At 68.8% G+C, this 21,563-nt stretch carries 22 protein-coding genes; 4 read left to right on the forward strand and 18 right to left on the reverse strand.

The annotated features are described in order from the left end of the window. Positions 1-27: 27 nt before the first annotated feature. Both ACFXQA_RS11990 and ACFXQA_RS11995 read right to left on the reverse strand, forming a co-directional pair. Positions 28-414, reverse strand: coding sequence for a HesB/IscA family protein (locus ACFXQA_RS11990; RefSeq protein ID WP_394520067.1), 387 nt, complete (start codon positions 412-414; stop codon positions 28-30). Between the two features lie 67 nt (positions 415-481). Continuing rightward, entirely contained in the window at positions 482-1,876 is a 1,395-nt protein-coding gene (locus ACFXQA_RS11995) for a dipeptidase (protein WP_394520068.1), read from the reverse strand. Between the two features lie 45 nt (positions 1,877-1,921). On the opposite strand from ACFXQA_RS11995, the gene ACFXQA_RS12000 reads away from it, so the two are divergent. Beyond that, positions 1,922-2,494: a DUF3043 domain-containing protein gene (locus ACFXQA_RS12000; RefSeq protein WP_394520069.1), complete on the forward strand. Its 573-nt coding sequence runs from the start codon at positions 1,922-1,924 to the stop codon at positions 2,492-2,494. On the opposite strand, the gene ACFXQA_RS12005 is transcribed toward ACFXQA_RS12000, so the two are convergent. The 5 genes from ACFXQA_RS12005 to dnaE all read right to left on the reverse strand — a co-directional run bounded on the left by ACFXQA_RS12005 (position 2,469) and on the right by dnaE (position 10,112). Next, entirely contained in the window at positions 2,469-3,506 is a 1,038-nt protein-coding gene (locus ACFXQA_RS12005; protein ID WP_394520070.1) for a quinone-dependent dihydroorotate dehydrogenase, read from the reverse strand. The two genes, ACFXQA_RS12000 and ACFXQA_RS12005, sit on opposite strands and share 26 nt — an antisense overlap. 23 nt (positions 3,507-3,529) lie before the next feature. Beyond that, positions 3,530-4,018 (reverse strand): transcriptional regulator NrdR, encoded by a 489-nt coding sequence (nrdR, locus tag ACFXQA_RS12010; protein WP_394520071.1) that lies wholly within the window; start codon positions 4,016-4,018, stop codon positions 3,530-3,532. 12 nt (positions 4,019-4,030) lie between these two features. Continuing rightward, positions 4,031-5,332: a histidinol dehydrogenase gene (gene hisD / locus ACFXQA_RS12015; protein ID WP_394520072.1), complete on the reverse strand. Its 1,302-nt coding sequence runs from the start codon at positions 5,330-5,332 to the stop codon at positions 4,031-4,033. 32 nt (positions 5,333-5,364) lie between these two features. Next, entirely contained in the window at positions 5,365-6,498 is a 1,134-nt protein-coding gene (locus ACFXQA_RS12020; protein WP_394520073.1) for a hypothetical protein, read from the reverse strand. 143 nt (positions 6,499-6,641) lie between these two features. Further along, positions 6,642-10,112, reverse strand: a complete 3,471-nt coding sequence (dnaE, locus tag ACFXQA_RS12025) for a DNA polymerase III subunit alpha (RefSeq protein WP_394520231.1) — start codon at positions 10,110-10,112, stop codon at positions 6,642-6,644. Between the two features lie 105 nt (positions 10,113-10,217). On the opposite strand from dnaE, the gene ACFXQA_RS12030 reads away from it, so the two are divergent. Further along, complete coding sequence (locus tag ACFXQA_RS12030; RefSeq protein WP_394520074.1) at positions 10,218-10,697, forward strand: NUDIX hydrolase; 480 nt, start codon at positions 10,218-10,220, stop codon at positions 10,695-10,697. On the opposite strand, the gene ACFXQA_RS12035 is transcribed toward ACFXQA_RS12030, so the two are convergent. From ACFXQA_RS12035 to murC, 10 genes are all read right to left on the reverse strand, one after another. After that, positions 10,694-11,266: a GNAT family N-acetyltransferase gene (locus ACFXQA_RS12035; protein ID WP_394520075.1), complete on the reverse strand. Its 573-nt coding sequence runs from the start codon at positions 11,264-11,266 to the stop codon at positions 10,694-10,696. The two genes, ACFXQA_RS12030 and ACFXQA_RS12035, sit on opposite strands and share 4 nt — an antisense overlap. 52 nt (positions 11,267-11,318) lie before the next feature. Then, positions 11,319-12,239, reverse strand: a complete 921-nt coding sequence (locus ACFXQA_RS12040; protein WP_394520076.1) for an RluA family pseudouridine synthase — start codon at positions 12,237-12,239, stop codon at positions 11,319-11,321. Between the two features lie 2 nt (positions 12,240-12,241). Further along, entirely contained in the window at positions 12,242-12,865 is a 624-nt protein-coding gene (gene lspA / locus ACFXQA_RS12045; protein ID WP_394520077.1) for a signal peptidase II, read from the reverse strand. A 9-nt stretch (positions 12,866-12,874) separates the two neighbouring features. Further along, positions 12,875-13,510: a DivIVA domain-containing protein gene (locus tag ACFXQA_RS12050; protein ID WP_394520078.1), complete on the reverse strand. Its 636-nt coding sequence runs from the start codon at positions 13,508-13,510 to the stop codon at positions 12,875-12,877. Positions 13,511-13,655: 145 nt separating this feature from the next. Beyond that, on the reverse strand, positions 13,656-13,955 hold the full coding sequence (locus ACFXQA_RS12055) for a YggT family protein (RefSeq protein ID WP_394520079.1): 300 nt from the start codon (positions 13,953-13,955) through the stop codon (positions 13,656-13,658). Positions 13,956-13,961: 6 nt separating this feature from the next. Then, positions 13,962-14,438, reverse strand: coding sequence for a cell division protein SepF (locus ACFXQA_RS12060; protein ID WP_394520080.1), 477 nt, complete (start codon positions 14,436-14,438; stop codon positions 13,962-13,964). 31 nt (positions 14,439-14,469) lie between these two features. Then, entirely contained in the window at positions 14,470-15,159 is a 690-nt protein-coding gene (locus ACFXQA_RS12065; protein ID WP_394520081.1) for a YggS family pyridoxal phosphate-dependent enzyme, read from the reverse strand. A 54-nt stretch (positions 15,160-15,213) separates the two neighbouring features. After that, entirely contained in the window at positions 15,214-16,371 is a 1,158-nt protein-coding gene (gene ftsZ, locus ACFXQA_RS12070) for a cell division protein FtsZ (RefSeq protein WP_394520082.1), read from the reverse strand. 227 nt (positions 16,372-16,598) lie between these two features. Then, positions 16,599-17,609: an FtsQ-type POTRA domain-containing protein gene (locus ACFXQA_RS12075; protein WP_394520083.1), complete on the reverse strand. Its 1,011-nt coding sequence runs from the start codon at positions 17,607-17,609 to the stop codon at positions 16,599-16,601. Between the two features lie 5 nt (positions 17,610-17,614). Then, positions 17,615-19,027, reverse strand: coding sequence for a UDP-N-acetylmuramate--L-alanine ligase (gene murC, locus ACFXQA_RS12080; RefSeq protein ID WP_394520084.1), 1,413 nt, complete (start codon positions 19,025-19,027; stop codon positions 17,615-17,617). A 123-nt stretch (positions 19,028-19,150) separates the two neighbouring features. On the opposite strand from murC, the gene ACFXQA_RS12085 reads away from it, so the two are divergent. Both ACFXQA_RS12085 and ACFXQA_RS12090 read left to right on the forward strand, forming a co-directional pair. Beyond that, entirely contained in the window at positions 19,151-20,098 is a 948-nt protein-coding gene (locus ACFXQA_RS12085) for a hypothetical protein (protein WP_394520085.1), read from the forward strand. Then, positions 20,095-20,466, forward strand: coding sequence for a GntR family transcriptional regulator (locus tag ACFXQA_RS12090; RefSeq protein ID WP_394520086.1), 372 nt, complete (start codon positions 20,095-20,097; stop codon positions 20,464-20,466). The genes ACFXQA_RS12085 and ACFXQA_RS12090 overlap by 4 nt, the downstream gene beginning before the upstream one ends. A gap of 7 nt (positions 20,467-20,473) precedes the next feature. Here the strand turns inward: ACFXQA_RS12090 and ACFXQA_RS12095 are convergent, their stop codons facing one another. Continuing rightward, positions 20,474-21,547 (reverse strand): UDP-N-acetylglucosamine--N-acetylmuramyl-(pentapeptide) pyrophosphoryl-undecaprenol N-acetylglucosamine transferase, encoded by a 1,074-nt coding sequence (locus ACFXQA_RS12095; protein ID WP_394520087.1) that lies wholly within the window; start codon positions 21,545-21,547, stop codon positions 20,474-20,476. Between the last annotated feature and the right edge of the window lie 16 nt (positions 21,548-21,563).

Below are 21,563 nucleotides of genomic sequence, written 5' to 3' on the forward strand. Positions count from 1 at the left end.
GAACGGCCTGCCCGAGAACGGGTGGGGTCAGTGGAACGAGTCGCCGCAGGCGCAGCTACCGGCCGCGTTGGGGTTGTCGATCGTGAAGCCCTGCTCCGAGATCGTGTCCTTGAAATCGATGGTCGCGCCATCGAGGTACGGAACGCTCATGTCGTCGATGATGACCTCGACGCCGTCGAAATCGACGGCCTTGTCGCCGTCGAGGAAACGCTCGTCGAAGTAGAGCTGGTAGATGAGGCCCGAGCAGCCGCCGGGCTGGACAGCGACGCGCAGCCGAAGGTCGTCACGGCCTTCTTGGCCGAGCAGGCTCTTGACCTTCTCGGCGGCGGTGTTCGTCAGCGACACACCGTGGTCACGGACGATCTGGTCGGTCGACGACGTGATGTCGGACGACAACACTGTGGTATCGGTCATGACTCTCCTCGAGTGTGGGGCGGACGGATGCTGCAATAGTACGCCGCAGCGACGGAACGGGGGCCGTTCACACCGTGCGCGCGTCGAGCTTCTCGAGCAGCAGCGCCTCTGACAGCACGGCCTTGCGGAACGTGTCGAGGTGCAGCGATTCGTTCGGGCTGTGTGCGCGGGAGTGCGGGTCTTCGACACCCGTCACGAGGATCTGTGCACCGGGGTTCTCGCGCACGAGATCGGCGATGAACGGGATCGAGCCGCCCACACCGACGTCGACGGACTCGACGCCGTACCCCTCGCGGAACGCGTCGCGCACGTCGTCGACGGCCCAGCCGCTCGTGTCGACCAGGAACGCGTCGCCGCAGTCGACGTCGGTGAACTCGAGCTGCGCCCCGAAAGGTGCGTGGGCACGAAGGTGCGCCTCCACCGCCGCGTACGCCTCTTCGGCCCGCTGGCCCGGAGCCACGCGTGCGCTGATGACGACCGTGGTCTCGGGGGCGAGGGTGTTCGAGGCGGCTTCGACGCTCGTCGCGTCGATGCCCGTGATCGTGATCGACGGCTTGTTCCAGATCCGGCCGAGGAACGAGCCGGTGCCGATCGGCGAGACGCCGTCGAGCAGACCGGTCTCGGAGCGCAGCGTCTCTTCGGTGTAGTCGGGGGTCTCCGCATCCCGGTCGTGCATTCCGGCGACAGCGACGGCGCCGTCGTCATCCCACAGCGTCGCGAGGAGCTTGACGGTCGCCAGCATCGCATCGGGCACCGCACCCCCGAACATTCCGGAATGAGAGGCGTGGTCGAGCGTGCGCACCCGGAGGGTGAATCGCGCGTTCCCCCGCAGCGACACCGTGAGCGCGGGGGTGCGCTCATCCCAGTTGCCCGAGTCGGCCACGACGATGACATCGGAGCGCAGAACGTCGGCGTGGTCGGTGAGGAAGGTGGCGAACGACCGCGAGCCGTACTCCTCCTCCCCCTCGATGAAGAGCGCGACACCGAGATCGAAGTCGTCGCCGAGCGCCGCCTTCACGGCGCGAAGCGCGGCGAGGTGCGCCATGACGCCTGCTTTGTCGTCGGCCGCACCGCGTCCGTAGAGGCGTCCACCGCGAACGGTCGGCTCGAAGGGCGGCGACTCCCAGAGCGCCTCGTCTCCCGGAGGCTGCACGTCGTGGTGGGCGTACAGCAGCACGGTCGGACGACCGTTGCGCGCACGTCGCACCGCGAGAACGGCCGGCTGGCCCTGCTCGTCGGTTTCGGGGATGTCGGCGCGGGCGATTTCGACGCTGTCGAAGACGCCGATTCCGCGAGCGAGGTCGGCAACCGCCTCGGCGCTGCGCTGGACCTCGGCCTGATCGAATGCGGGCCAGGCGATGGAGGGGATCCGCACCAGGGCGCCCAGATCGGCCAGAGCGGCGGGGACGCCGTCGGTCGCGGCGAGGCGTACAGCGTCCTGTCGGGAAGTTTCGGGGGTCATGCGGGTAATCTTAAGGCTCCCGCAACGACGTTTCAGAGGTTCACCGTGGCCAAGACACCCGCTCCCGCATCGAACGAAGCCCCCGAAGAGGCTCTCGTGCCCGGTGGCGGCAAAGGCCGGGCGACCCCGAGCCGTGCCGAGCAGGAGGCCGCTCGCAAGCGCCCCCTGGTAGCCGACACCAAAGAGGCTCGAGCACGCGCCCGGGCTGAGCTCGCCGTCGCACGCGAACGCGCCCGCGCCGGTATGGCGGCCGGCGAAGACAAGTTCCTTCCCTTGCGCGACAAGGGTCCGCAGCGTCGTTTCGCTCGCGACTGGGTCGACGCCGGCTGGCACCTCGGCGAGGCGCTCATGCCGATGGCCATCCTCGTAATCCTCCTCACGCTCGTCCCCAACGTGTACATCCAGTACGGCGCCTACCCGGTCTTGATGGTGTTCGTCCTGCTCGTCGTCGGCGACATGCTGCTGACCGCACGTCGCATCAAAAAGGAGGCCCGCAAGAAGTTCGGCGAGGCACGCGTCGAGAAGGGGCTCGGCTTCTACTCCGCGATGCGCACCGTGCAGATGCGGTTCATGCGTCTGCCCAAGCCGCAGGTCAAGCGCGGCGGTTACCCGGTCTGACCAGGCCGCGGTTGATCTGCCGCGCCCACAGTGGGCCGCGGTACAAGAACGCCGTGTAGCCCTGAACCAGAGTGGCTCCCGCATCGAGGCGCTCCCGCACGTCTGCTGCATTGTCGATGCCGCCGGCCGAAATCACCGCGAACTCCGCGGGGACGACCTCGCGCACGAGCCGGAGGACGTCGAGAGCGCGTGCTTTGAGGGGAGCACCGGACAATCCGCCGTCCCCCGCCGCGACGACGTCGGCCGCGGCGGTGCGAAGACCCGCACGCGAGAGCGTGGTGTTCGTCGCGATGATCCCCGCCAGCCCAAGGTCGACCGCGAGACGGGCGATATCGCGCACCTCGTCGTCGCCGAGGTCGGGCGCGATCTTCACGAGAAGGGGCGTCGACCCCGCAGCATCCCGCACCGCCTCGAGAAGCGGACGCAGCGTTTCGACCGCCTGCAGCCCGCGGAGCCCCGGGGTGTTCGGCGACGAGACGTTCACGACGAGGTAATCGGCGAGGGGCGCGAGCAGTCGCGTGCTGTGCACGTAGTCGGCGGATGCTTCGGCGACATCAACGGATCGGCTCTTGCCGATGTTGACCCCGACGACCGGAAGATCTCTGCGCGTGCGGAGTCGGCCCAGCCGACGCGCGGCCGCCTCGGCGCCCTGGTTGTTGAAACCCATGCGGTTGATCACGGCGCGATCGGCGACGAGCCGGAAGAGTCGCGGCCGGGCGTTGCCGGGTTGGGCGACCGCGGTGAGCGTACCGACCTCGACGTGGCCGAAGCCGAGGGCCCGAAGCCCCCGCACCATGCGCACGTCTTTGTCGAAGCCCGCGGCGACACCGAACGGCGAGTCGAAGTCGAGCCCGAAGGCCCGCGTACGCAACTGCGGGGCGGGCGCTGCGGCTCTCCGTGCGATCCACGAGAACGGGGGCACACCGAGCAGCCGGATCACGGGGATCGCCAGATGGTGTGCGCGCTCGGGGTCGAGGCGCGACAGCACGTGCCGGAAGAGGAGGGGATACATCCCCGCCAGATTACTGGACGGTACTAGTCGACCCGCGCCGACGAGGCCGGAGCCGCGAGCCGGTCACGGTGATCCACGCGCAGCTGTTCGATCGCCGCTTCGAAGTCTTCGAGCGATTCGAACCCCTGGTAGACGCTGGCGAAGCGAAGGAACGCGACCTCGTCGAGTTCGCGCAGCGGCCGGAGGATGGCCAGCCCGATCTCGTTCGCGTCGATCTGCGAAGACCCCGTCTGACGGACCGCTTCTTCGACCGACTGCGCCAGCATCGCCAAGTCGGCGTCGGTCACGGGGCGCCCCTGACAGGCCTTTCGCACGCCCGACATCACTTTCTCGCGGCTGAAGGGCTCGATGACACCCGAGCGTTTGACGACGTTCAGACTCGCCGTCTCGACCGTCGAGAAACGGCCCCCGCACTCGGGGCATTGACGGCGCCGGCGGATGCTGAGGCCGTCATCGCTCGTGCGGGAGTCGATGACGCGGGAGTCGGGGTGACGACAGAAGGGGCAGTGCATGGCACCGAAAGACTACGCCTCGAAACGGGCCACGACGGCCTCGCCGTGCGCCGGCAGCGCCTCCGCCTCGGCCAGGGCGACGATGCCGTCGCGGACCGCTGCCAGCGCGGCGCGGTCGTACTCGACGACCTGCTGCGGGCGGAGGAACGTCGCCGCCGACAGACCGGGCTGAAAACGCGCCTGGCCGCCGGTCGGAAGCACGTGGTTGCTTCCGGCGAGGTAGTCCCCCAAGCTCACGGGCGTGTGCGGGCCCACGAAGATCGCACCGGCGTGCACGTAGTCTTCGGGGCGAGGGTCGACCAACTGCAGCTCGAGGTGCTCGGGCGCGTACGCGTTGCTGAAGGCGGTGGCAGCAGCGATGTCGTCGACGAGGACGATCGCCGACTGCGGGCCCGTAAGGGCTGCCTGCACACGTGCGCTGTGGCGGGTGGTCGCCGCGCGCGCGTCGACCGCGTCGGAGACGGCGCGCGCGAGGTCGGGCGCATCTGTGACCAGGACGGCGGAGGCCTGTTCGTCGTGCTCGGCCTGGCTGACCAGATCGGCGGCGACCAGCGCGGGATCGGCCGCAGCGTCGGCGACGACGAGGATCTCGGTCGCACCCGCCTCGGAGTCGATGCCCACGCGACCGGCGACCGCCCGTTTTGCCGCGGCGACGAAGTTGTTCCCGGGCCCGGTCACGACGTCGACCGGCTCGAGGCCGATCGACGCGACGCCGTGCGCCAGGGCGCCGATGGCGCCCGCTCCCCCCATCGCGTACACCTCGGTCACGCCGAGGAGATGGGCTGCGGCGAGGATCGTCGGGTGCACCCGACCACCGAACTCGCGCTGCGGCGGGGAGGCCAGCGCCACTTCGGAGACGCCCGCCACCTGGGCGGGGACGACGTTCATGACGACGCTCGAGGGGTAGACGGCCTTGCCGCCGGGGACGTAGACCCCGACACGCCGTACCGGCTGCCACCGCTGGGCCACGCGCGCGCCCGGCGCGATCTCGGTGACGACGGGTGCCGGCACCTGCGCCGCCGAACCCATCCGCACTCGGACGATCGCCTCCTCCAGGGCCGCGCGCACCTCGGGGGCGAGTTGCGCGAGGGCCTCGACGAGGTGCGAGGCCGGAACCCGGATCGCGTGGTCGGTGACACCGTCGAACGTCGAGGCCTGCTCACGAAGGGCGGCGTCTCCGCGTTCGGCGACGTCGACCACGATCGCCGCGGCGACCGTCAACGCCTCGTCACGGGCGGCGGCGGCACGCGGAACAGCGGCGAGGAACTCGGCGGCGGAGAGACTCCGACCGCGCAGATCGATGGTGCGAAGCATCCTTCCAGGGTACCGGCTGCCCCGGCCCCGCCTCAGCCGCGCGTGACGCCGGTGAGATCGTGCAGGAAGCCGACCCGGCCGTCTTCGTGACGGACGACGAAGGCCTCGCCGCGGTCCTCGATCACGAGCGCCCAGGCTGTGGGTCCGATGCGGAACAAGGGCGAGCCGTAGTCGTCGACGATGTCGCGCTCGACCGGAGCGAGAGCCCAGAAAGCCTGCTGCGACTGCGCCGGGATCTGCGTCGTCCGTACGGTGTCGTCGGACGCGGGGGCCCACTCCTCGGTCGCGGTCTGCGGCTCGGAGTTGTCGAGCGGCGCGAAGACGTCGGTGCCGTACGAACCGGTGTCTGCCGTGGGGCTCACCTGCGCACCGGTGTCGGAGGGCGAGGCTCCGTACGAACCCATGTCGTACGACCCGGTCTCGTGCTCCGCGGCGGGAGCCGGCGCAGCAGAGGGGTCGTGGACGACGCCCGAGTCGTACGGCTGCGGGGAGTACTCACCGGCCGGCGCGGCGGCGACGGGTGCGGGCTCGGGACGGGCGGGGCGCGGGGCCTTCGGGCGAGCGACGACGGGGCGGATCGGGCGCGCGTTGCGGTGTGCGGGGATCTCGCGGCGGTCCTGGAAGTCTTGCTCGAGCGCCGGCAGGAAGGGGGCGAAGACGGTGAGGACGACACCGGCGAGCATCACGAACAGCTCGACCCAGATGACCCAGGAACGAACCCACGCACCGGTCTCGACCGAGATGGCGACGGTCTCCCAGACCAGCTGCAGCCAGAAGATCGCCGCGACCGAGAAGGCGACGGAGGCGAACTGGTCGATGCCGAGCGAACCGACGCGCGGGATGCCCTGCGGCGACAGTCGACGCAAGATGACGAGGAACACCGCCACCGTCGGAACGCCGATGGCGAGGATCCATGACAGGCCGGACACCCAGACGTTCGCGCCGCCGATGAGGGCCGCGGCCGGGCCGACGATCAGGTTGACGGGGAAGAACGACACGACGAAGGCGATGAGCCACACGCCGCCGAGGGCGACCTCGCGGATGGAGAACGGTCCGACGCCGTACTGCGGCGGCGCCTCCGTACCGGGTTCGTCGGTGACCTCGGCCGCGGTTTCTTCCGCGGTCGTGTCGGCCAGTGTCCTGTCGTCCAGATTCTCGTCGGTCACGATGGTCCTCTCCCCTGACGCGCCGGGGGTGCGCGCCGTCCGATCCTAGCGGTGGCGTCCTACGAAGCCCGTGTCAACGCGACTCCGCGCGTCGCACGAGACCACAGCCGTCGCGATGGCGCGGCAATGACCGCGCTCACCGGTCAGCCGAGGCAATTCGGCCCGAGCAGCCCCTTGAGTTCGCCGTACAGGTCAGCGGTCACCCGCACGGGCATCGGCACCTCGAAGACCTTCGCGGCAGACCCGCGATGCAGCCGGAGCGTGACCTCGGTCTCGCCGCGATGGCGCTGAAGCACCTCGGCGAGGTCGGTGACCAGCGCCTCGGTCGCGCGCTGCTCGGGCATGAGGAGCACCAACGGGCCCGAGGCGTCGACCGCACCCAGATCGGGCGAGAATGCCGTCTGGGCGTGGAGGTTGAGTCCGTCGTCGCGTCGGGACACGCGTCCGCGGACGACGAGGATCGAGTCTTGCACCAGCACCGGCGAAAACTCCTGGTAGGTCTTTCCCATGAACATCACGGTGACCTCCCCGTCGAAGTCTTCGACCGTGATCATGCCGTAGGGATTACCACTCGCCTTGGCGACGCGGTGCTGCACGCTCGTGACGAGTCCGGCCACGGTCACCTGATCGCCGTCCTCGACGTCGTCGGAGGCGAGCAGGTCGTGGATGCTGATCGACGCGTGCTTGGCGAGAGGCATCTCGAGACCCGCGAGCGGGTGATCCGAGACGTAGAGGCCGAGCATCTCGCGTTCGAAGGCCAGCTTGTCTTTCTTCGTCCATTCCGGACGATCGGGCACCTTCGCGGGCACCGCCTCTTCGGCGGCGTCGTACAGGCTGTCGAAGTCGAAGCCGATCGCCCCGGTCGCTTCTTTGCGCTTGATGTCGACGGCGGCCTCGGTCGCGTCTTCGTGGATCTCGTGAAGAGCCCGTCGCGTTGCACCGAGCGAATCGAACGCACCCGCTTTGATCAGCGACTCGACCGTGCGCTTGTTCGCCGCGGGCCCCGGGACCTTGGTCAGGAAGTCGTGGAACGAGGTGAACGCGCCGTCGGCACGGGCGGCGACGATGCCGTCGACCACGTTCGCCCCGACGTTGCGCACGGCGCCCAGGCCGAAACGGATGTCTTCGCCGACGGCCGCGAAGTAACGGATCGACTGCCCGACGTCGGGCGGCAGCACCTTGATGCCCATGCGGCGGCACTCGTTGAGGTAGACCGCCATCTTGTCTTTCGAGTCGCCGACGCTCGTGAGCAGTGCGGCCATGTACTCGGCGGGATAGTGCGCCTTCAGGTAGGCGGTCCAGTACGAGATCATGCCGTAGGCGGCCGAGTGCGCCTTGTTGAAGGCGTAGTCCGAGAAGGGCAGCAGGATGTCCCACAGCGTCTTGACGGCAGCCTCGCTGAAGCCGTTCTTCTTCATGCCGCCTTCGAAGCCCGCGTACTGCTTGTCGAGCTCGGACTTCTTCTTCTTGCCCATCGCACGCCGGAGGATGTCGGCCTCGCCCAGGGTGAATCCGGCCACCCGCTGGGCGATCGCCATCACCTGCTCCTGGTAGATGATCAGGCCGTAGCTCGTGCCGAGGATGTCGGCCAGCGGCTCTTCGAGCTCGGGATGGATCGGCGTGACCTCTTGTTGTCCCGTCTTGCGCAGCGCGTAGTTGATGTGCGAGTTCGCACCCATCGGGCCGGGGCGGTAGAGCGCGATGAGCGCCGAGATGTCTTCGAAGTTGTCGGGACGCATGAGACGCATGAGGCTTCGGAGCGGGCCGCCGTCGAGCTGGAACACGCCGAGCGAGTCGCCGCGCGTCAGGAGGTCGTACGCGCCGCGGTCGTCGAGCGGCAGCTCTTCGAGAACGAGCGGGTGGCCCCGGTTCGCCTCGATGTTGTCGAGCGCGTCATTGATGATCGTGAGGTTGCGGAGCCCCAGGAAGTCCATCTTGATCAACCCGAGCGCCTCGCACGCGGGGTAGTCGAACTGGGTGACGATCTGGCCGTCTTGCTCGCGCTTCATGATGGGGATGATGTCTTCGAGCGGTTCGCTCGACATGATCACGCCCGCCGCGTGCACGCCCCACTGGCGCTTCAGATTCTCGAGCCCCACCGCCGTGTCGAACACGGTCTTGGCCTCGGGGTCGGTCTCGATGAGGGTGCGGAACTCCGCGGCCTCTTTGAAGCGCGGGTGGTCTTTGTCGAACATGCCGCCCAGCGGCATATCTTTACCCATGACCGCCGGCGGCATCGCCTTCGTGAGCCGCTCCCCCATGCTGAAGGGGAATCCGAGCACGCGTCCGGCGTCTTTCAGCGCCTGCTTCGCCTTGATCGTTCCGTAGGTGACGATCTGCGCGACACGCTCACTGCCGTACTTCTCGGTGACGTACTGGATGACCTCGCCACGGCGGCGGTCGTCGAAGTCGACGTCGAAGTCGGGCATCGAGACGCGGTCGGGGTTGAGGAACCGCTCGAAGATCAGCCCGTGCTGCAGCGGATCGAGGTCGGTGATTCCCATTGCGTACGCGGCCATGGAGCCGGCACCCGAGCCACGGCCGGGACCGACGCGGATGCCGTTCTTCTTGGCCCAGTTGATGAAGTCGGCGACGACGAGGAAGTAGCCGGGGAAGCCCATCTGCACGATGACCTCGGTCTCGTACTCGGCCTGAGCCCGTACCTCGCTCGAGATGCCGCTCGGGTAACGGAACTCGAGCCCCTTCTCGACCTCTTTCACGAACCACGACTGCTCGGTCTCGCCGTCGGGCACCGGGAAGCGCGGCATGTAGTTCGCCGACGTGTTGAACTCGACGTCGCACCGCTCGGCGATGAGCAGGGTGTTGTCGCAGGCCTCAGGCTGGTCGCGGAAGACCTGGCGCATCTCTGCGGCCGACTTGACGTAGTACCCGTCGCCGTCGAATTTGAACCGCTTCGGGTCGTCGAGGGTCGAACCCGACTGCACGCACAGCAGTGCCGCATGGCTCGTGGCGTCGTGCTGGTGGGTGTAGTGGAGGTCGTTCGTGCCGACGAGCGGGATGTTGAGCTCTTTCGAGAGCTTGAGGAGGTCGCCGATCACGCGACGCTCGATCGAGAGCCCGTGGTCCATCAATTCGACGAAGTAGTTCTCTTTGCCGAAGATGTCTTGGAATTCGGCGGCCGCCGCCTTCGCGGCGTCGTACTGCCCGAGCCGGAGGCGCGTCTGCACCTCGCCCGACGGACAGCCCGTCGTCGCGATGAGGCCCTTGGAGTATCTCTGCAGCAGCTCGCGGTCCATGCGCGGCTTGAAGTAGTAGCCCTCCATGCTGGCCTTGGACGACAACCGGAAGAGGTTGTGCATGCCCTCGGTGGTCTCGGCCAACAGGGTCATATGGGTGTACGCACCGGAACCGGAGACATCGTCGCTCTGCTGCTCGGGCGTTCCCCACCGCACCCGCGCCTTGTCGGCCCGGTGCGTGCCGGGAGTCACATACGCCTCGATGCCGATGATGGGCTTGATGCCCGCATCTTTGGCCGTCTTGTAGAACTCGTACGCGGCGAACGTGTTGCCGTGGTCGGTGACGGCGATGGCGGGCATGTCGAGACGCGCCGCCTCTTGCACCATCGGAGCGATGCGCGCGGCCCCGTCGAGCATGGAGTATTCGCTGTGCACGTGAAGGTGAACGAAGGAGTCGGCTGCCACGTCCCGAGTCTACGTTCGAGCTCCGACACGAGCTCGGTGCACCGGTAGCGTGGCCGCATGCCCACTCCCGATTTCATCCTCGAACTCCGCGAACTCGTCGGGACCCGCCCGCTTCCGCTCGTCGGTGTCACCGCCGTGATCATCCGCGGCGACGACGTGCTTCTCGGACGCCGCTCCGACAACGGAGCGCTGACGCCTGTCACAGGGATCGTCGACCCGGGTGAGGAGCCGGCGGATGCGGCGTGCCGCGAGGCGCTCGAAGAAGCGGGCCTCGTCGTCCGCGCCGCCCGCCTCACGTGGGTGCACCAGATCCCGCGCGTCACGTACGACAACGGCGACCAGAGCGACTACCTCGACCTCACGTTCCGCTGCTCGTGGGTGTCGGGCGACCCGTTCCCCGTCGACGCAGAGATGACCGAGGTGGGCTGGTACCCGCTGTCCGATATCGGGTCGGCCGGCGTCGACGACGACATGCGGGCACGCATCGCCTCGGCTCTCGACGAGCGCGGCGAAGCACGCTTCGAACAGCGCGACTAGCTCAGATCGCGGCGCATGAGCACGCGCGGGAAACCCGCGAGCACCGACGATGTCTCGGCCGCCTGTGCAAAACCGGCTTTCACGAAGAGGTTCTTCGTTCCCACGTACGCCATCGTGAGATCGACCTTGGCGCCGCGGTTGTCGACGGGATAGCCCTCGACCGCGGGCGCGCCCTGGTCGCGGGCGAAGGTGACGGCACCCTCGAGAAGAGCGTGGGAGATCCCCTGCCCACGGTGACCCGGCCGGACGCGGATACACCAGATCGCCCACACGTCGATGTCGTCGATGTGCGGGATCTTCGTGCTGCGCGCGAAAGAGGTATCAGCTCGGGGCGCCACGGCCGCCCAGCCGACGACCTCGTCGCCGTCGTACGCGAATACGCCCGGGGCGACCGGCTGCCGGCACAGCTCTGCGACGAACTCCCCGCGCAGCGGCCCCACCAGCTCTCGGTTCTGCTTCGCAGGGATGCGGTAGCTCAGGCACCAGCACACGTTCGCGTCCGCGCGTTTCGGACCCACCATGGTGCGCATGTCGGCCACAGAACGCGCGGGCCGAACATCGATCGACATGACCCCAGAATGCCCGACCTCGCAGCATCCGGCCATCGGTCATCGGAACGGCTCAGTCGGCGCGCAAGATCTCCAGCGCGCGGGAGAGGTCTTCGGGGTAATCCGACCTGAAGGTCGACCATTCGCCGGTGGCGGGGTGGGCGAAGGCCAGTTGTCGCGCGTGCAGCCACTGGCGGACGAGTCCGAGCCTCGCCGACAGGGTGGGATCAGCCCCGTACAACGGATCCCCGACGCACGGGTGCCTGTGGGCGGCCATGTGGACGCGGATCTGATGGGTCCGCCCGGTCTCGAGGTGGATCTCGAGGAGGGAGGCGCCGGGGAACGCCTCGATCGTCTCGTAGTGCGTGACGGAGTCTTTGCCCGACGGCGTGACGGCGAACTTCCACGAGTGGGTGGGGTGCCGACCGATCGGTGCATCGATCGTGCCGGCGAGCGGGTCGGGGTGGCCCTGCACCACGGCGTGATAGATCTTCTCGACCTCGCGTTCTTTGAACGCGCGCTTGAGCACCGTATAGGCGTGCTCGCTCTTGGCGACGACCATGAGTCCGCTGGTGCCGACATCGAGGCGGTGCACCACGCCCTGACGCTCCGCGGCGCCGGTCGTCGCGATCCTGAACCCGGCGGCGGCGAGGGCGCCGAGCACGGTCGGCCCCTCCCATCCGACCGACGGATGCGCGGCGACACCCGAAGGTTTGTCGACCACCACGATGTCGTCGTCGTCGTAGACGATGCCGAGATCGGGGACCGCGGTCGGGACGATCTCGGGTTCGCGACGGGGCGTCCACTCCACGCTCACCCACGAACCGGCGCGCAGTCGGTCCGATCGCCCGACCGTGCGCCCGTCTTGCGCCACACCGCCGGCATCGGCGACTTCGGCCGCGAAAGTGCGTGAGAAGCCGAGCATCTTCGCGAGCGCGGCATCGACGCGTGTACCGTCCAGCCCGTCAGGAACGGGGAGCGCGCGAGACTCCACGCTCAGCGCCCGGTCGTCGCGTCGGGATCGACGAGCCTGTCGTCGCCGCTGACCGGCGCCGCGGACTCCGTGTCGGAGCCCTCCGCTTCAGCCGTAGCGTCAGACCCCTTACGGGGCTCGCGCGTACCGTCGAACCGAAGACCGACGAGCACGATGATCGCGACGGCGATCATCATCGTGACGATGAACATGTCGGCGATGTTGTAGATCGCCGGCATCATCCACGGGGTCGAGATGTAGTCGACGACGTGACCGACAGCGAACCCCGGCTCGCGGAACAGGCGGTCGGTGAGGTTGCCCAGCACGCCACCGAGCAGCAGGCCGAGGACGATGGCCCACGCGCGGGAGCGTAGTCGCGTCGCGGCGATCCAGACGATGGCGACGGCGACGGCCGCCAGCGCGATCGTGAAGATCCAGGTCACGCCCTCGCCGAGCGAGAACGCCGCACCGGGGTTTCGGATCAGGTAGAACTGCAAGAAGTCGCCGAGGACCGGAACCGCACGCTCGGGCGGCAGGTTCTCGATGGCGGCGTACTTCGCGAACTGGTCGGCGGCCAGCACCAGCACCGCGAGAATCGCGATGATGGCACCGGCCGCCGCCTTACGCAGAGGAGCTCGGTGTGGCACCGAGCCGGCCTAGAGGCCGATCGCCGATACCGGGGTCGAACCCGACGGCGTAGCGGTCGTGTCGAGGTCGCGGAGCTTGCCCTCGATGTAGCTGCGCAGCTGGGTGCGGTAGTCCCGCTCGAAGGTGCGGAGCTCGGTGATACGCGCTTCGAGGGTGGCGCGCTCACGGTCGAGGCGCGCCATCTCGTCGCGACCCTTGGCCTCGGCCTCGGCGACGATGCTGGCGGCCTGCGACTGGGCGTCGGAGATGAGCTGGTCGCGCTGGGCGCGACCGTCGGCGACGTGCTCGTCGTGCAGGCGCTGGGCCAGTTCGATGATGCCGGCGGATGCTGCGGCCGGCGCTTCGCTCGGAGCAGCAGCGGGGGTCGGTGCGGGAACCTCTTCGACGACGTCGGCTTCGACGACGTTTTCGGCACCGGAGTGACCGTCAGCCTCGGGAACGCTGTCGATCGCCGCGACGGGCGCCGATTCGCCGGACTCGAACGCGGCCAGCTTCGCCTTCAGCTCGTCGTTCTCAGCGATCGTCTTGCGCCATTCCACGACGATCTCGTCGAGGAAGTCATCGACCTCGTCGGGGTCGAAACCCTCTTTGAAGCGGACGTGCTGAAACTGCTTGGTGACGACGTCATCGGGTGTCAATGCCATGGTGGTTCCTCTTTCGAGAGATCTGATCGCGGGGCCGATGTCGGGGGTGGCACACCTCCGCGTGCCGCTTCGGACCAGCATAGTCTCAGCCTCAACGGCATGTCGAAGCGTGCGACGTGGGGCCGGCGAGCCGGCAGGCTCGGTGTCAGGCCGCGAGGGCGCGGGTGACGCTCAGCAGGACGAAGCACAGCAGCATCGTCAGCATGAACGCGAAGTCGATCGCAACCGGACCGATCCGCAGGGGCGGGATGAAGCGGCGGAAGAGCTTGATCGGCGGATCGGTGACCGTGTACACCAACTCCGCCGCGACGAGTCCCGCACCGGTCGGTCGCCATGTCCGGTTGAACATCGGGATGTATTCGAGCACGAGTCTCGCCAGCAGCACGAGAACGTACCCGAACAACAGCACGTTGAGAATCGAGGCGACGAAGCCGACTACTTGCACTGTCGACTACGCGGTGAACGAGGTCTGCGCGAACGGCGTCGCCTCAGGATCAGCCTGAGCCAGAGCACCTTCGCCGGAAACCGCCACGTTCTCGGGCGAGAGCAGGAACACCTTGCTGGTGACCCGCTCGATGCGCCCGTACAGGCCCAGCGACAGTCCGCTCGCGAAGTCGATGAGGCGGCGCGCGTCGGCGTCTGACATCTGCGAGAGGTTGATGATCACCGGAATGCCGTCGCGGAAGCTCTCGGCGATCGTCTGCGCGTCGCGGTACTGCTTGGGGTGGACGGTCAGGATCTCACTGATCGGCCCGGCGGTCGGCTGGCGCACGACGGTCGGACGGTGAAGCGGCGTCACCGGCGCGGTCTTTTCGACCGCATGGGGCTGCTGCTTGCGGTTCGTGGGCTGCGGTGCCGGCTCATCGAACGTCTCCTCCTCGTCGGCGAGGCCCAGGTACACCATGGTTTTCTTGAGCGGGTTCGACATCGCATCCTCCGTTCGCTCGTCTGTTATGAGGCTATCCGCGAGTAGGGCGCGGACCCGTTATTGCCGAGCCGATCCGCAGGTGTGTCGCACCCATCGAAATCGCCTCGGGAAAATCTCCGGTCATACCGGCCGAGATCCACCCGGCGTCGGGCGCGACCGCGAGCACGTCCTCGCTCGCTTTCGCGAGCCGCTCGAAGGCGCGGGCGGGCTCTTCATCGAGCGGCGCGACGGCCATGACGCCGCGCAGTCGCAACGACGGACGACCGGCGACGTGCTCGGCGAGGGCGCTGACGCCGTCGAGGGCCACTCCCCCGCGACCGGTGTCGTCGGTGAGGTTGATCTGCACGAGGACGTCGAGCACATCGGATTCGGGATGCTCTGCAGCATCCAGAGCATCGGCGAGCCGCGCCCGGTCGAGGGAGTGCACCACCGAAGCCGCCTCCCTCACCGCGCGCGCCTTATTGGTCTGCGCTTGACCGATGAAGTGCCACGCGAGTCCCTCGAGACTCCCGACCTCGCTCGTCTTCGCCGTCAGTTCCTGCTGTCGGTTCTCACCGACGTCGCGGACACCGAGGGCATGCAGCGCCTCGACGAGGGACGCGGGGTGGAACTTCGTCACGACGATGCGCGTGATCTCACTCGGCTCACGCCCCGCCGCGCGCGCCGCCTCCGCGATGCGCGCATCGACGGACGCGAGTCGTTCGGCGAGCTGATCGTCCACGTCACTCCATCTGGCCGTGCGGGGCGCCCTCGTCGGACGGCCCGCACACCGGGATCACTTCAGGAAGTCGGGGATGTCGAGGTCGTCGTCGCCGAAGGCCGAGTCGTACGCCGGCTCCGACACCTTCGCGGCCACGGGAACGGGCTGCTTCTCTTCGGGGACGCTGTCACGATCGCGCGACGCGTCTTCTGCCGCCACGGCCGGGAGCGCGGGCGGTACCGGAGTGCGCTGCTGCTCGATGACCGGGTCGAGCCGCAGCGACGGGCCGCCCCCGTCGAAGCCCGCGGCGATCACCGTCACGCGCACCTCGTCGCCGAGGGTGTCGTCGATGACGGTCCCGAAGATGATGTTCGCCTCGGGGTGCGCCGCTTCTTTCACCAACTGGGCAGCGTCGTTGATCTCGAAGATTCCGAGGTTGGACCCGCCCTGGATCGACAGCAGCACACCGTGCGCGCCCTCGATGGATGCTTCGAGCAGCGGCGACTCGACAGCCAGTTCAGCGGCCTTGATGGCACGGTCGGCGCCGCGCGCCGAGCCGATGCCCATCAGAGCAGATCCCGCGCCCTGCATCACCGACTTGACGTCGGCGAAGTCGAGGTTGATGAGCCCCGGGGTCGTGATCAGGTCGGTGATGCCTTGGACACCGGCGAGCAGCACCTGGTCGGCCGTCGCGAAGGCCTCGATCATCGAGATGCCGCGGTCGCTGATCTCGAGCAGACGGTCGTTCGGCACGACGATGAGGGTGTCGACCTCTTCTTTGAGCTTCGTCACACCCGCCTCGGCCTGGCTCTGGCGACGGCGACCCTCGAACGAGAAGGGCTTCGTGACGACACCGATGGTGAGCGCGCCGATCGACTTCGCGATGCGCGCCACGACCGGGGCGCCGCCCGTGCCCGTTCCGCCGCCCTCGCCGGCGGTGACGAAGACCATGTCGGCACCGGAGAGCGCCTCTTCGATCTCTTCGGCGTGGTCTTCAGCCGCACGGCGACCCACCTCGGGGTCGGCGCCGGCGCCGAGTCCGCGAGTGAGCTCGCGACCCACGTCGAGCTTGACATCGGCGTCGCTCATGAGCAGCGCCTGCGCGTCGGTGTTGATCGCGATGAACTCGACACCGCGCAGGCCGAGGTCGATCATGCGGTTGACCGCGTTGACGCCGCCGCCGCCCACGCCGACGACCTTGATCACGGCGAGGTAGTTCTGGTTCTGGCTCATGCCGGCCTCCGTTGTGTCGAACCCGAAACCCTAAACCTGAGCTAAAGGGTTAAAGAATTGCCCGGTATGCAATTCCTTTTCTTGAAGGTATGCGCGCCTCCGTCGAGGGCCGGTCAGGCGGCGGGCGTGTCGCGACAAATCCGAGAAATGAAGCCGCCGGGCGGACGCTTCGGCCGCACCGAACAGCGGGTCGGAGACTCTCAGAGCGCGTTCTCGCGCGGGGAAGGTCAGCTGACGACGACCGCGGCCGGAGTCGACACGTCGTAAAGACGCACGCCATCGGCAGGCCGGCCGATCATCTGCTTCTCGAGCACGACCGCCTTGAGCGCGGACTGCTCCGCACTTCCCCAGACGACCTGCGTGTTCGTGCCACCCAGAGTGAAGGCGACATCGTCGGGGGTCGACGCGGTGACGGCGGTCACCTGGCTTCGGATCGAGTCGGGCAGCGACCGCATGACCTGCCCCGCAGCACGGAACGCATCGGAGTCGACACCCCCGCGGATGTCGAAGACCGGAAGACCGGCCGGCGCCTCCGCGCTCGTCGACAGCGCGACGCCGGCGGCGTCGACGACCGTGAAACCGGCGGGCGACTGCAGCACGCCGACGGGGAGTCGCTCCACGATCCGCACCACGAGGTCGTTCGGCGGCCGAGCCTCGAGCGAGTACGACTCGACCAGCGGAAACGTCACCAGCGCGGCCTTCACTTCGCTGTCGTCGATCAACGGCAGCGGCGTGCCCAGCTGATCGGCGAGCGCGTCGGCGACGGCGTTCGGGTCAAGCGTCGTCGTTCCGATGACCTCGATCCGCTGCACGGCGAACAGCGGGCTGTACGCCGCCGCCACGGTTCCGGCGACCAGGAGGACGAGGGCGCCCAGCACACCGAGCCACACCATACGGCGGCGGCGTTGGCGCACCGTGAACCGACGGACCTCGGCGCGGAGGGCCCGGCGACGCGCGCGCGATGCGCGCCACACGTCACGGAGGCCGAGGTCGGCAGCATCCGTCGTCTCGATCGGCGGAGTGAGCAGCGACGGATCGATGGGCGCCGGCCGCCGCTGCATCGGGGCGAAGGGAAGAACGGCGCCGGTGTCGCTCTCCCGGTCGCCGGGAGACGAGGGGTCGCTCCGTGACGGGTCGAGCAACATCGGGTTGATCAACGACGGGTCGATCGACGGAGGGGGCGGCTCCGCCGGCGTGCGCGGCTCCGGGGGCGGGGGAAGCGGGGGTGGCCGTCGCACGCGGGTCAGCTCTCGCTGTCGGCGGGTTCGATCCTGCTGAGCGCCTCGATGACCTGCGGAATGATGAGGTTCACGTTTCCGCAGCCGAGGGTGACGATGTAGTCGCCGTCGCGGGCGGCCGCAGCGGCATAGTCCGCGGCAGCCTGCCAATCCGCGACGTAGTGCACGTGCGAGGCGTCGGCGAAGGCGTTGCTGACGAGCTCGCCCGTCACGCCCGGCACCGGATCTTCGCGTGCCCCGTAGACGTCGAGAACGACCGTGTGATCGGCGTGCGACTCGAGCACCTGGGCGAATTCTCGGTACATCGCCGCGGTGCGGGAGTAGGTGTGGGGCTGATGGAGGGCGATGATCCGCCCCGCGCGGACGACGGTGCGCGCGGCAGAGAGGGCGGCGGCGACCTCTGTCGGGTGGTGGGCGTAGTCGTCGTAGACGCTCACCCCGCGCTCGACGCCGTGCAGCTCGAACCGGCGGGCGGTGCCGCCGAAGAGTTCGACCGCGCGCACCGCGGGTTCGAGGTCGAAGCCGAGCTGCAGCAGCACACCGACGGCGCCCGCCGCGTTGATCGCGTTGTGCGCTCCGGGAACGCGGAGTGCGGCCGAGACGGTGACTCCCCGGTAGGTCAGCGAGAACGTGACCGGACCGTCGGTCTCGATCCCGCCCACGCGAAGATCCGCGGCATCCGATTCTCCGAAGGAGAGGACGTGCGGATGCTGCATCCCCTCCCGCACGCGTCGGGCTCCGGCGTCGTCGGACGAGATGACCACACCCTCGCTCGCCGCATCGGCGAAGCGGGTGAACGCGTCGTAGAAGGCGTCGTCGGAGCCGTAGTGGTCGAGGTGGTCGGGGTCGACGTTCGTGATCAGCGCGATCGACGTGTCGTAGAGCTCGAACGTTCCGTCGGACTCGTCGGCCTCGATGACGAACAGTTCATCGGAGCCCGTGCCGCTCGAAACGCCGAGATCCGCGATGACGCCGCCGTTCACGAAGGTCGGGTCGGCATCGAGGTGCCGCAATGCGGTCACGAGCATGCCGGTGGAGGTCGTCTTGCCGTGTGCACCGGCGACCGAGACGAGGCGCCCTCCCCCGATCAGCCAGTGCAGGGCCTGCGAGCGGTGGATGACCGCCAGGCCGCGCTCTTTGGCCACGGCGAACTCGGGGTTCTGGGGCCAGATGGCGCCGGTGTGCACGACCGTGTCGGCGTCACCCAGGTGCGCTGCGTCGTGGCCGACGAAGACGCGGGCACCGAGGGCCGCCAGCTCGCGCAGCGCGGGGCTGTCGGCGCGGTCGGAACCCGATACCCGGATGCCCCGGGCGAGGAACATGCGCGCCAGACCCGACATGCCGGAGCCGCCGATCCCGATGAAATGGGCCGCCTCGATGCTCTCGGGGATGGGCAGGCTGAGGTCGGGTCTGATCATGGCGCGTCAATCCTAAGTCGGCCCTCCTGAGAGCGGACCGGCGGCACGCGGGGTAGTCACGCGGGGCGACCTAGAGTCGCGGATTGTGTTGACACGTTGGTACAGAGCTGACACGATCGTCCCATGCTGTCGGCCGCCCCCTCCGAAGTGACGACCATCCCCACCGAGGTGTTCCTCGCCGTCGTCATGGTGGCGTTCTCCCTCATCCCCGTCACGCTGCTGGGCGTCACGCGTCAGCGCGACTGGGGTGCAGGACGCGCGCACCGGATCTCGGTGCGAGCGAAACTCCCCTTCGGCTCCGACGAGACCGCACGCAACGTGGCGGCGCGGGCACGATCGATCTTCCGCGCCAACCTCTGGGGCAGCCTGATCGCCATCGCCGTCGTGGCGTCGGGGATCCTCCTCGTTCCGCTCGGCCTGGACGGGTCTTCCGTCGGGTTCGCGGCCATGCTGATCGTGTGGGGATCGCTCACGGCGTCGACGGCGATCGTCACCGTGCGGGAGCGTCTCTTCTCCCCCGCCCCGACCGCACCCCGTATCGCGCGCACCCACCCGCTCCGCCGGTCGGACTACGTCGGTCCGTGGCGTCGCTTCATCCCCTGGGTCTTGCTCGGGGTCGGGCTGGCGAGCGTCGTGGCGATCTTCGCGACGGCCCCGACGCGTGGATTCGCACCGACGGGGCTCGCGCTCGTCGCGGCGGCCGCGGTGTTCGCCGTGATCGTCTCGGCTGCGGGCCGGTGGGCGGAGCACAGGGTGCTCGCGCAGCCTCAGCCCGCCGCCGACTCGCTCGAGCTAGCGTGGGACGACCTCTTCCGCGCGGATGCGCTGAACAATCTGCGCCTGGGAATGACCCTGGGAACCGCGCTCGTGATCACCTGCACCGCGTCGCTGTGGCTCGACGCATCGTGGCCCCGGGGCGCCACTTCGCTGCCGGCCTTCCCTGTGTGGTGGGGGATGTTCCTGCTCCCGTTCTTGTTCACCGCGGCCTCGGAGCGTCTCCCCGCCGCGCTCTACCCCGCCCACCTCACCCACCCCGCGGTGCAGCGCCACGAAGGAACAGCTCTCGCATGATCGTCATCGACCCCCGCTCCCCCGTCCCCCCGTTCGAGCAGCTGCGAGCCGGCCTGGTGGCCGACGTCTCTTCGGGCGACCTCGCCGCGGGTTCGCGGCTCCCGACCGTCCGTCGCCTCGCCGAAGATCTCGGCCTCGCACCCGGCACGGTCGCTCGGGCGTACCGCGAGCTCGAAGCATCCGGCATCATCGAGACCCGCGGACGAAACGGCACCTTCGTCGCGTTCTCGGGCGACCCGGCGCTCGAGCAGGCTCAGCGCGCCGCCGCGACGTTCGCCGAGCAGATGCGCGCGTTGCGCGTGAGCACCGATCAGGCCATCGCGCTCGCCACGTCCGCGCTGAACGGCGGTTCGCCCACCGCGGTCTGACGGCGCGTCAGCGCGCCACCGCGCGGTCGATCATCGCGATCACGCTCTCTGTGCCGGTACGTGTGCCGACGGATGCTGCGGCATCGCGCATCGCCGTCAGCCGCGAGGTGTTCGCCAGAAGCGGCACGACCTCGGAGCGCACACGATCGGGGGTGAACTCGCCGTCCGGAATCAGGGATGCCGCGCCCGCGCGCACGGCGGAAGCGGCGTTGAGGCTCTGCTCCCCGTTCCCGACCGCGTAGGGCACGTACACGGCCGGAATCCCGAGCGCGCTGATCTCGCTCACGGTGGCGGCCCCCGACCTCGAGACGATGAGGTCGGCCAGGGCGAAGGCGAGGTCCATGCGGTCGACATACCGGCGGACGACGTAGCCGGTGACTCCGGGATCGGGCAGTTCGGAGCGTTCGCCGGTCACGTGCAGCAGCTGCCATCCCGCGTCGAGCACATCTCGCCACGCCCCGCCGAACGCCTCGTTGAGCCGGAGCGCACCGAGCGAGCCGCCGAAGACGAGCAGGGTCTTCTGGGCGGGGTCGAGCCCGAAATGGGTCGCGGCTTCGGCCCGGAGGGCTTCGCGGTCGAGATCCACGATCTCGCGCCGCAGCGGCATGCCGACCACGCTCGAGCGGCGGAGCGACGTGCCCTCGAATGCGACGCCGACGCCGGCGGCAGCGCGCGCGCCGAGCACATTCGCCAGACCCGGCTTCGCGTTGGCTTCGTGCACGACGAACGGAACCCCGCGCCGGCGGGCGGCGACGTACGCGGGGGCCGAGGCGTATCCGCCGAATCCCACCACGACGTCGACGCCCCGGCCGCGAAGGTGCTCGCGCACCTGGGCGACAGCGCGCCGAAACCGATTCGGGAAGGCCGCGGCCGCCGCATCCAGCCGTCGGGGAAAGGGCACCTTGTCGACCATGAGCAGCTCGTAGCCGCGTTGCGGGACGAGGCGTGCCTCGAGCCCCTCTTTCGTGCCGAGGACGAGCACGATGGCGTCGGGGTCGCGAGCACGGAGCCCATCGGCGACGGCGAGCAGGGGGTTCACGTGGCCGGCCGTGCCACCGCCGGCGAGAAGGTACGTCGTCACCCTTCGACCCTAACCG

The sequence above is a fragment of the Microbacterium shimangi genome (genome assembly GCF_043556445.1).
In the GTDB taxonomy this organism is placed as follows: Bacteria; Actinomycetota; Actinomycetes; order Actinomycetales; family Microbacteriaceae; genus Microbacterium.

What these genes read in the sequence shown, in the direction of transcription:
- ftsZ (WP_394520082.1), bottom strand. Translation starts at nt 16,371, where the DNA reads ATGAGCCAGAACCAGAACTACCTCGCCGTGATCAAGGTCGTCGGCGTG.
- ACFXQA_RS12060 (WP_394520080.1), bottom strand. Translation starts at nt 14,438, where the DNA reads ATGTCGAACCCGCTCAAGAAAACCATGGTGTACCTGGGCCTCGCCGAC.
- nrdR (WP_394520071.1), bottom strand. Translation starts at nt 4,018, where the DNA reads ATGCACTGCCCCTTCTGTCGTCACCCCGACTCCCGCGTCATCGACTCC.
- ACFXQA_RS12050 (WP_394520078.1), bottom strand. Translation starts at nt 13,510, where the DNA reads ATGGCATTGACACCCGATGACGTCGTCACCAAGCAGTTTCAGCACGTC.
- ACFXQA_RS12085 (WP_394520085.1), top strand. Translation starts at nt 19,151, where the DNA reads ATGCTGTCGGCCGCCCCCTCCGAAGTGACGACCATCCCCACCGAGGTG.
- murC (WP_394520084.1), bottom strand. Translation starts at nt 19,027, where the DNA reads ATGATCAGACCCGACCTCAGCCTGCCCATCCCCGAGAGCATCGAGGCG.
- ACFXQA_RS11995 (WP_394520068.1), bottom strand. Translation starts at nt 1,876, where the DNA reads ATGACCCCCGAAACTTCCCGACAGGACGCTGTACGCCTCGCCGCGACC.
- ACFXQA_RS12005 (WP_394520070.1), bottom strand. Translation starts at nt 3,506, where the DNA reads ATGTATCCCCTCCTCTTCCGGCACGTGCTGTCGCGCCTCGACCCCGAG.
- ACFXQA_RS11990 (WP_394520067.1), bottom strand. Translation starts at nt 414, where the DNA reads ATGACCGATACCACAGTGTTGTCGTCCGACATCACGTCGTCGACCGAC.
- dnaE (WP_394520231.1), bottom strand. Translation starts at nt 10,112, where the DNA reads ATGCTCGACGGGGCCGCGCGCATCGCTCCGATGGTGCAAGAGGCGGCG.
- hisD (WP_394520072.1), bottom strand. Translation starts at nt 5,332, where the DNA reads ATGCTTCGCACCATCGATCTGCGCGGTCGGAGTCTCTCCGCCGCCGAG.
- ACFXQA_RS12090 (WP_394520086.1), top strand. Translation starts at nt 20,095, where the DNA reads ATGATCGTCATCGACCCCCGCTCCCCCGTCCCCCCGTTCGAGCAGCTG.
- ACFXQA_RS12030 (WP_394520074.1), top strand. Translation starts at nt 10,218, where the DNA reads ATGCCCACTCCCGATTTCATCCTCGAACTCCGCGAACTCGTCGGGACC.
- ACFXQA_RS12035 (WP_394520075.1), bottom strand. Translation starts at nt 11,266, where the DNA reads ATGTCGATCGATGTTCGGCCCGCGCGTTCTGTGGCCGACATGCGCACC.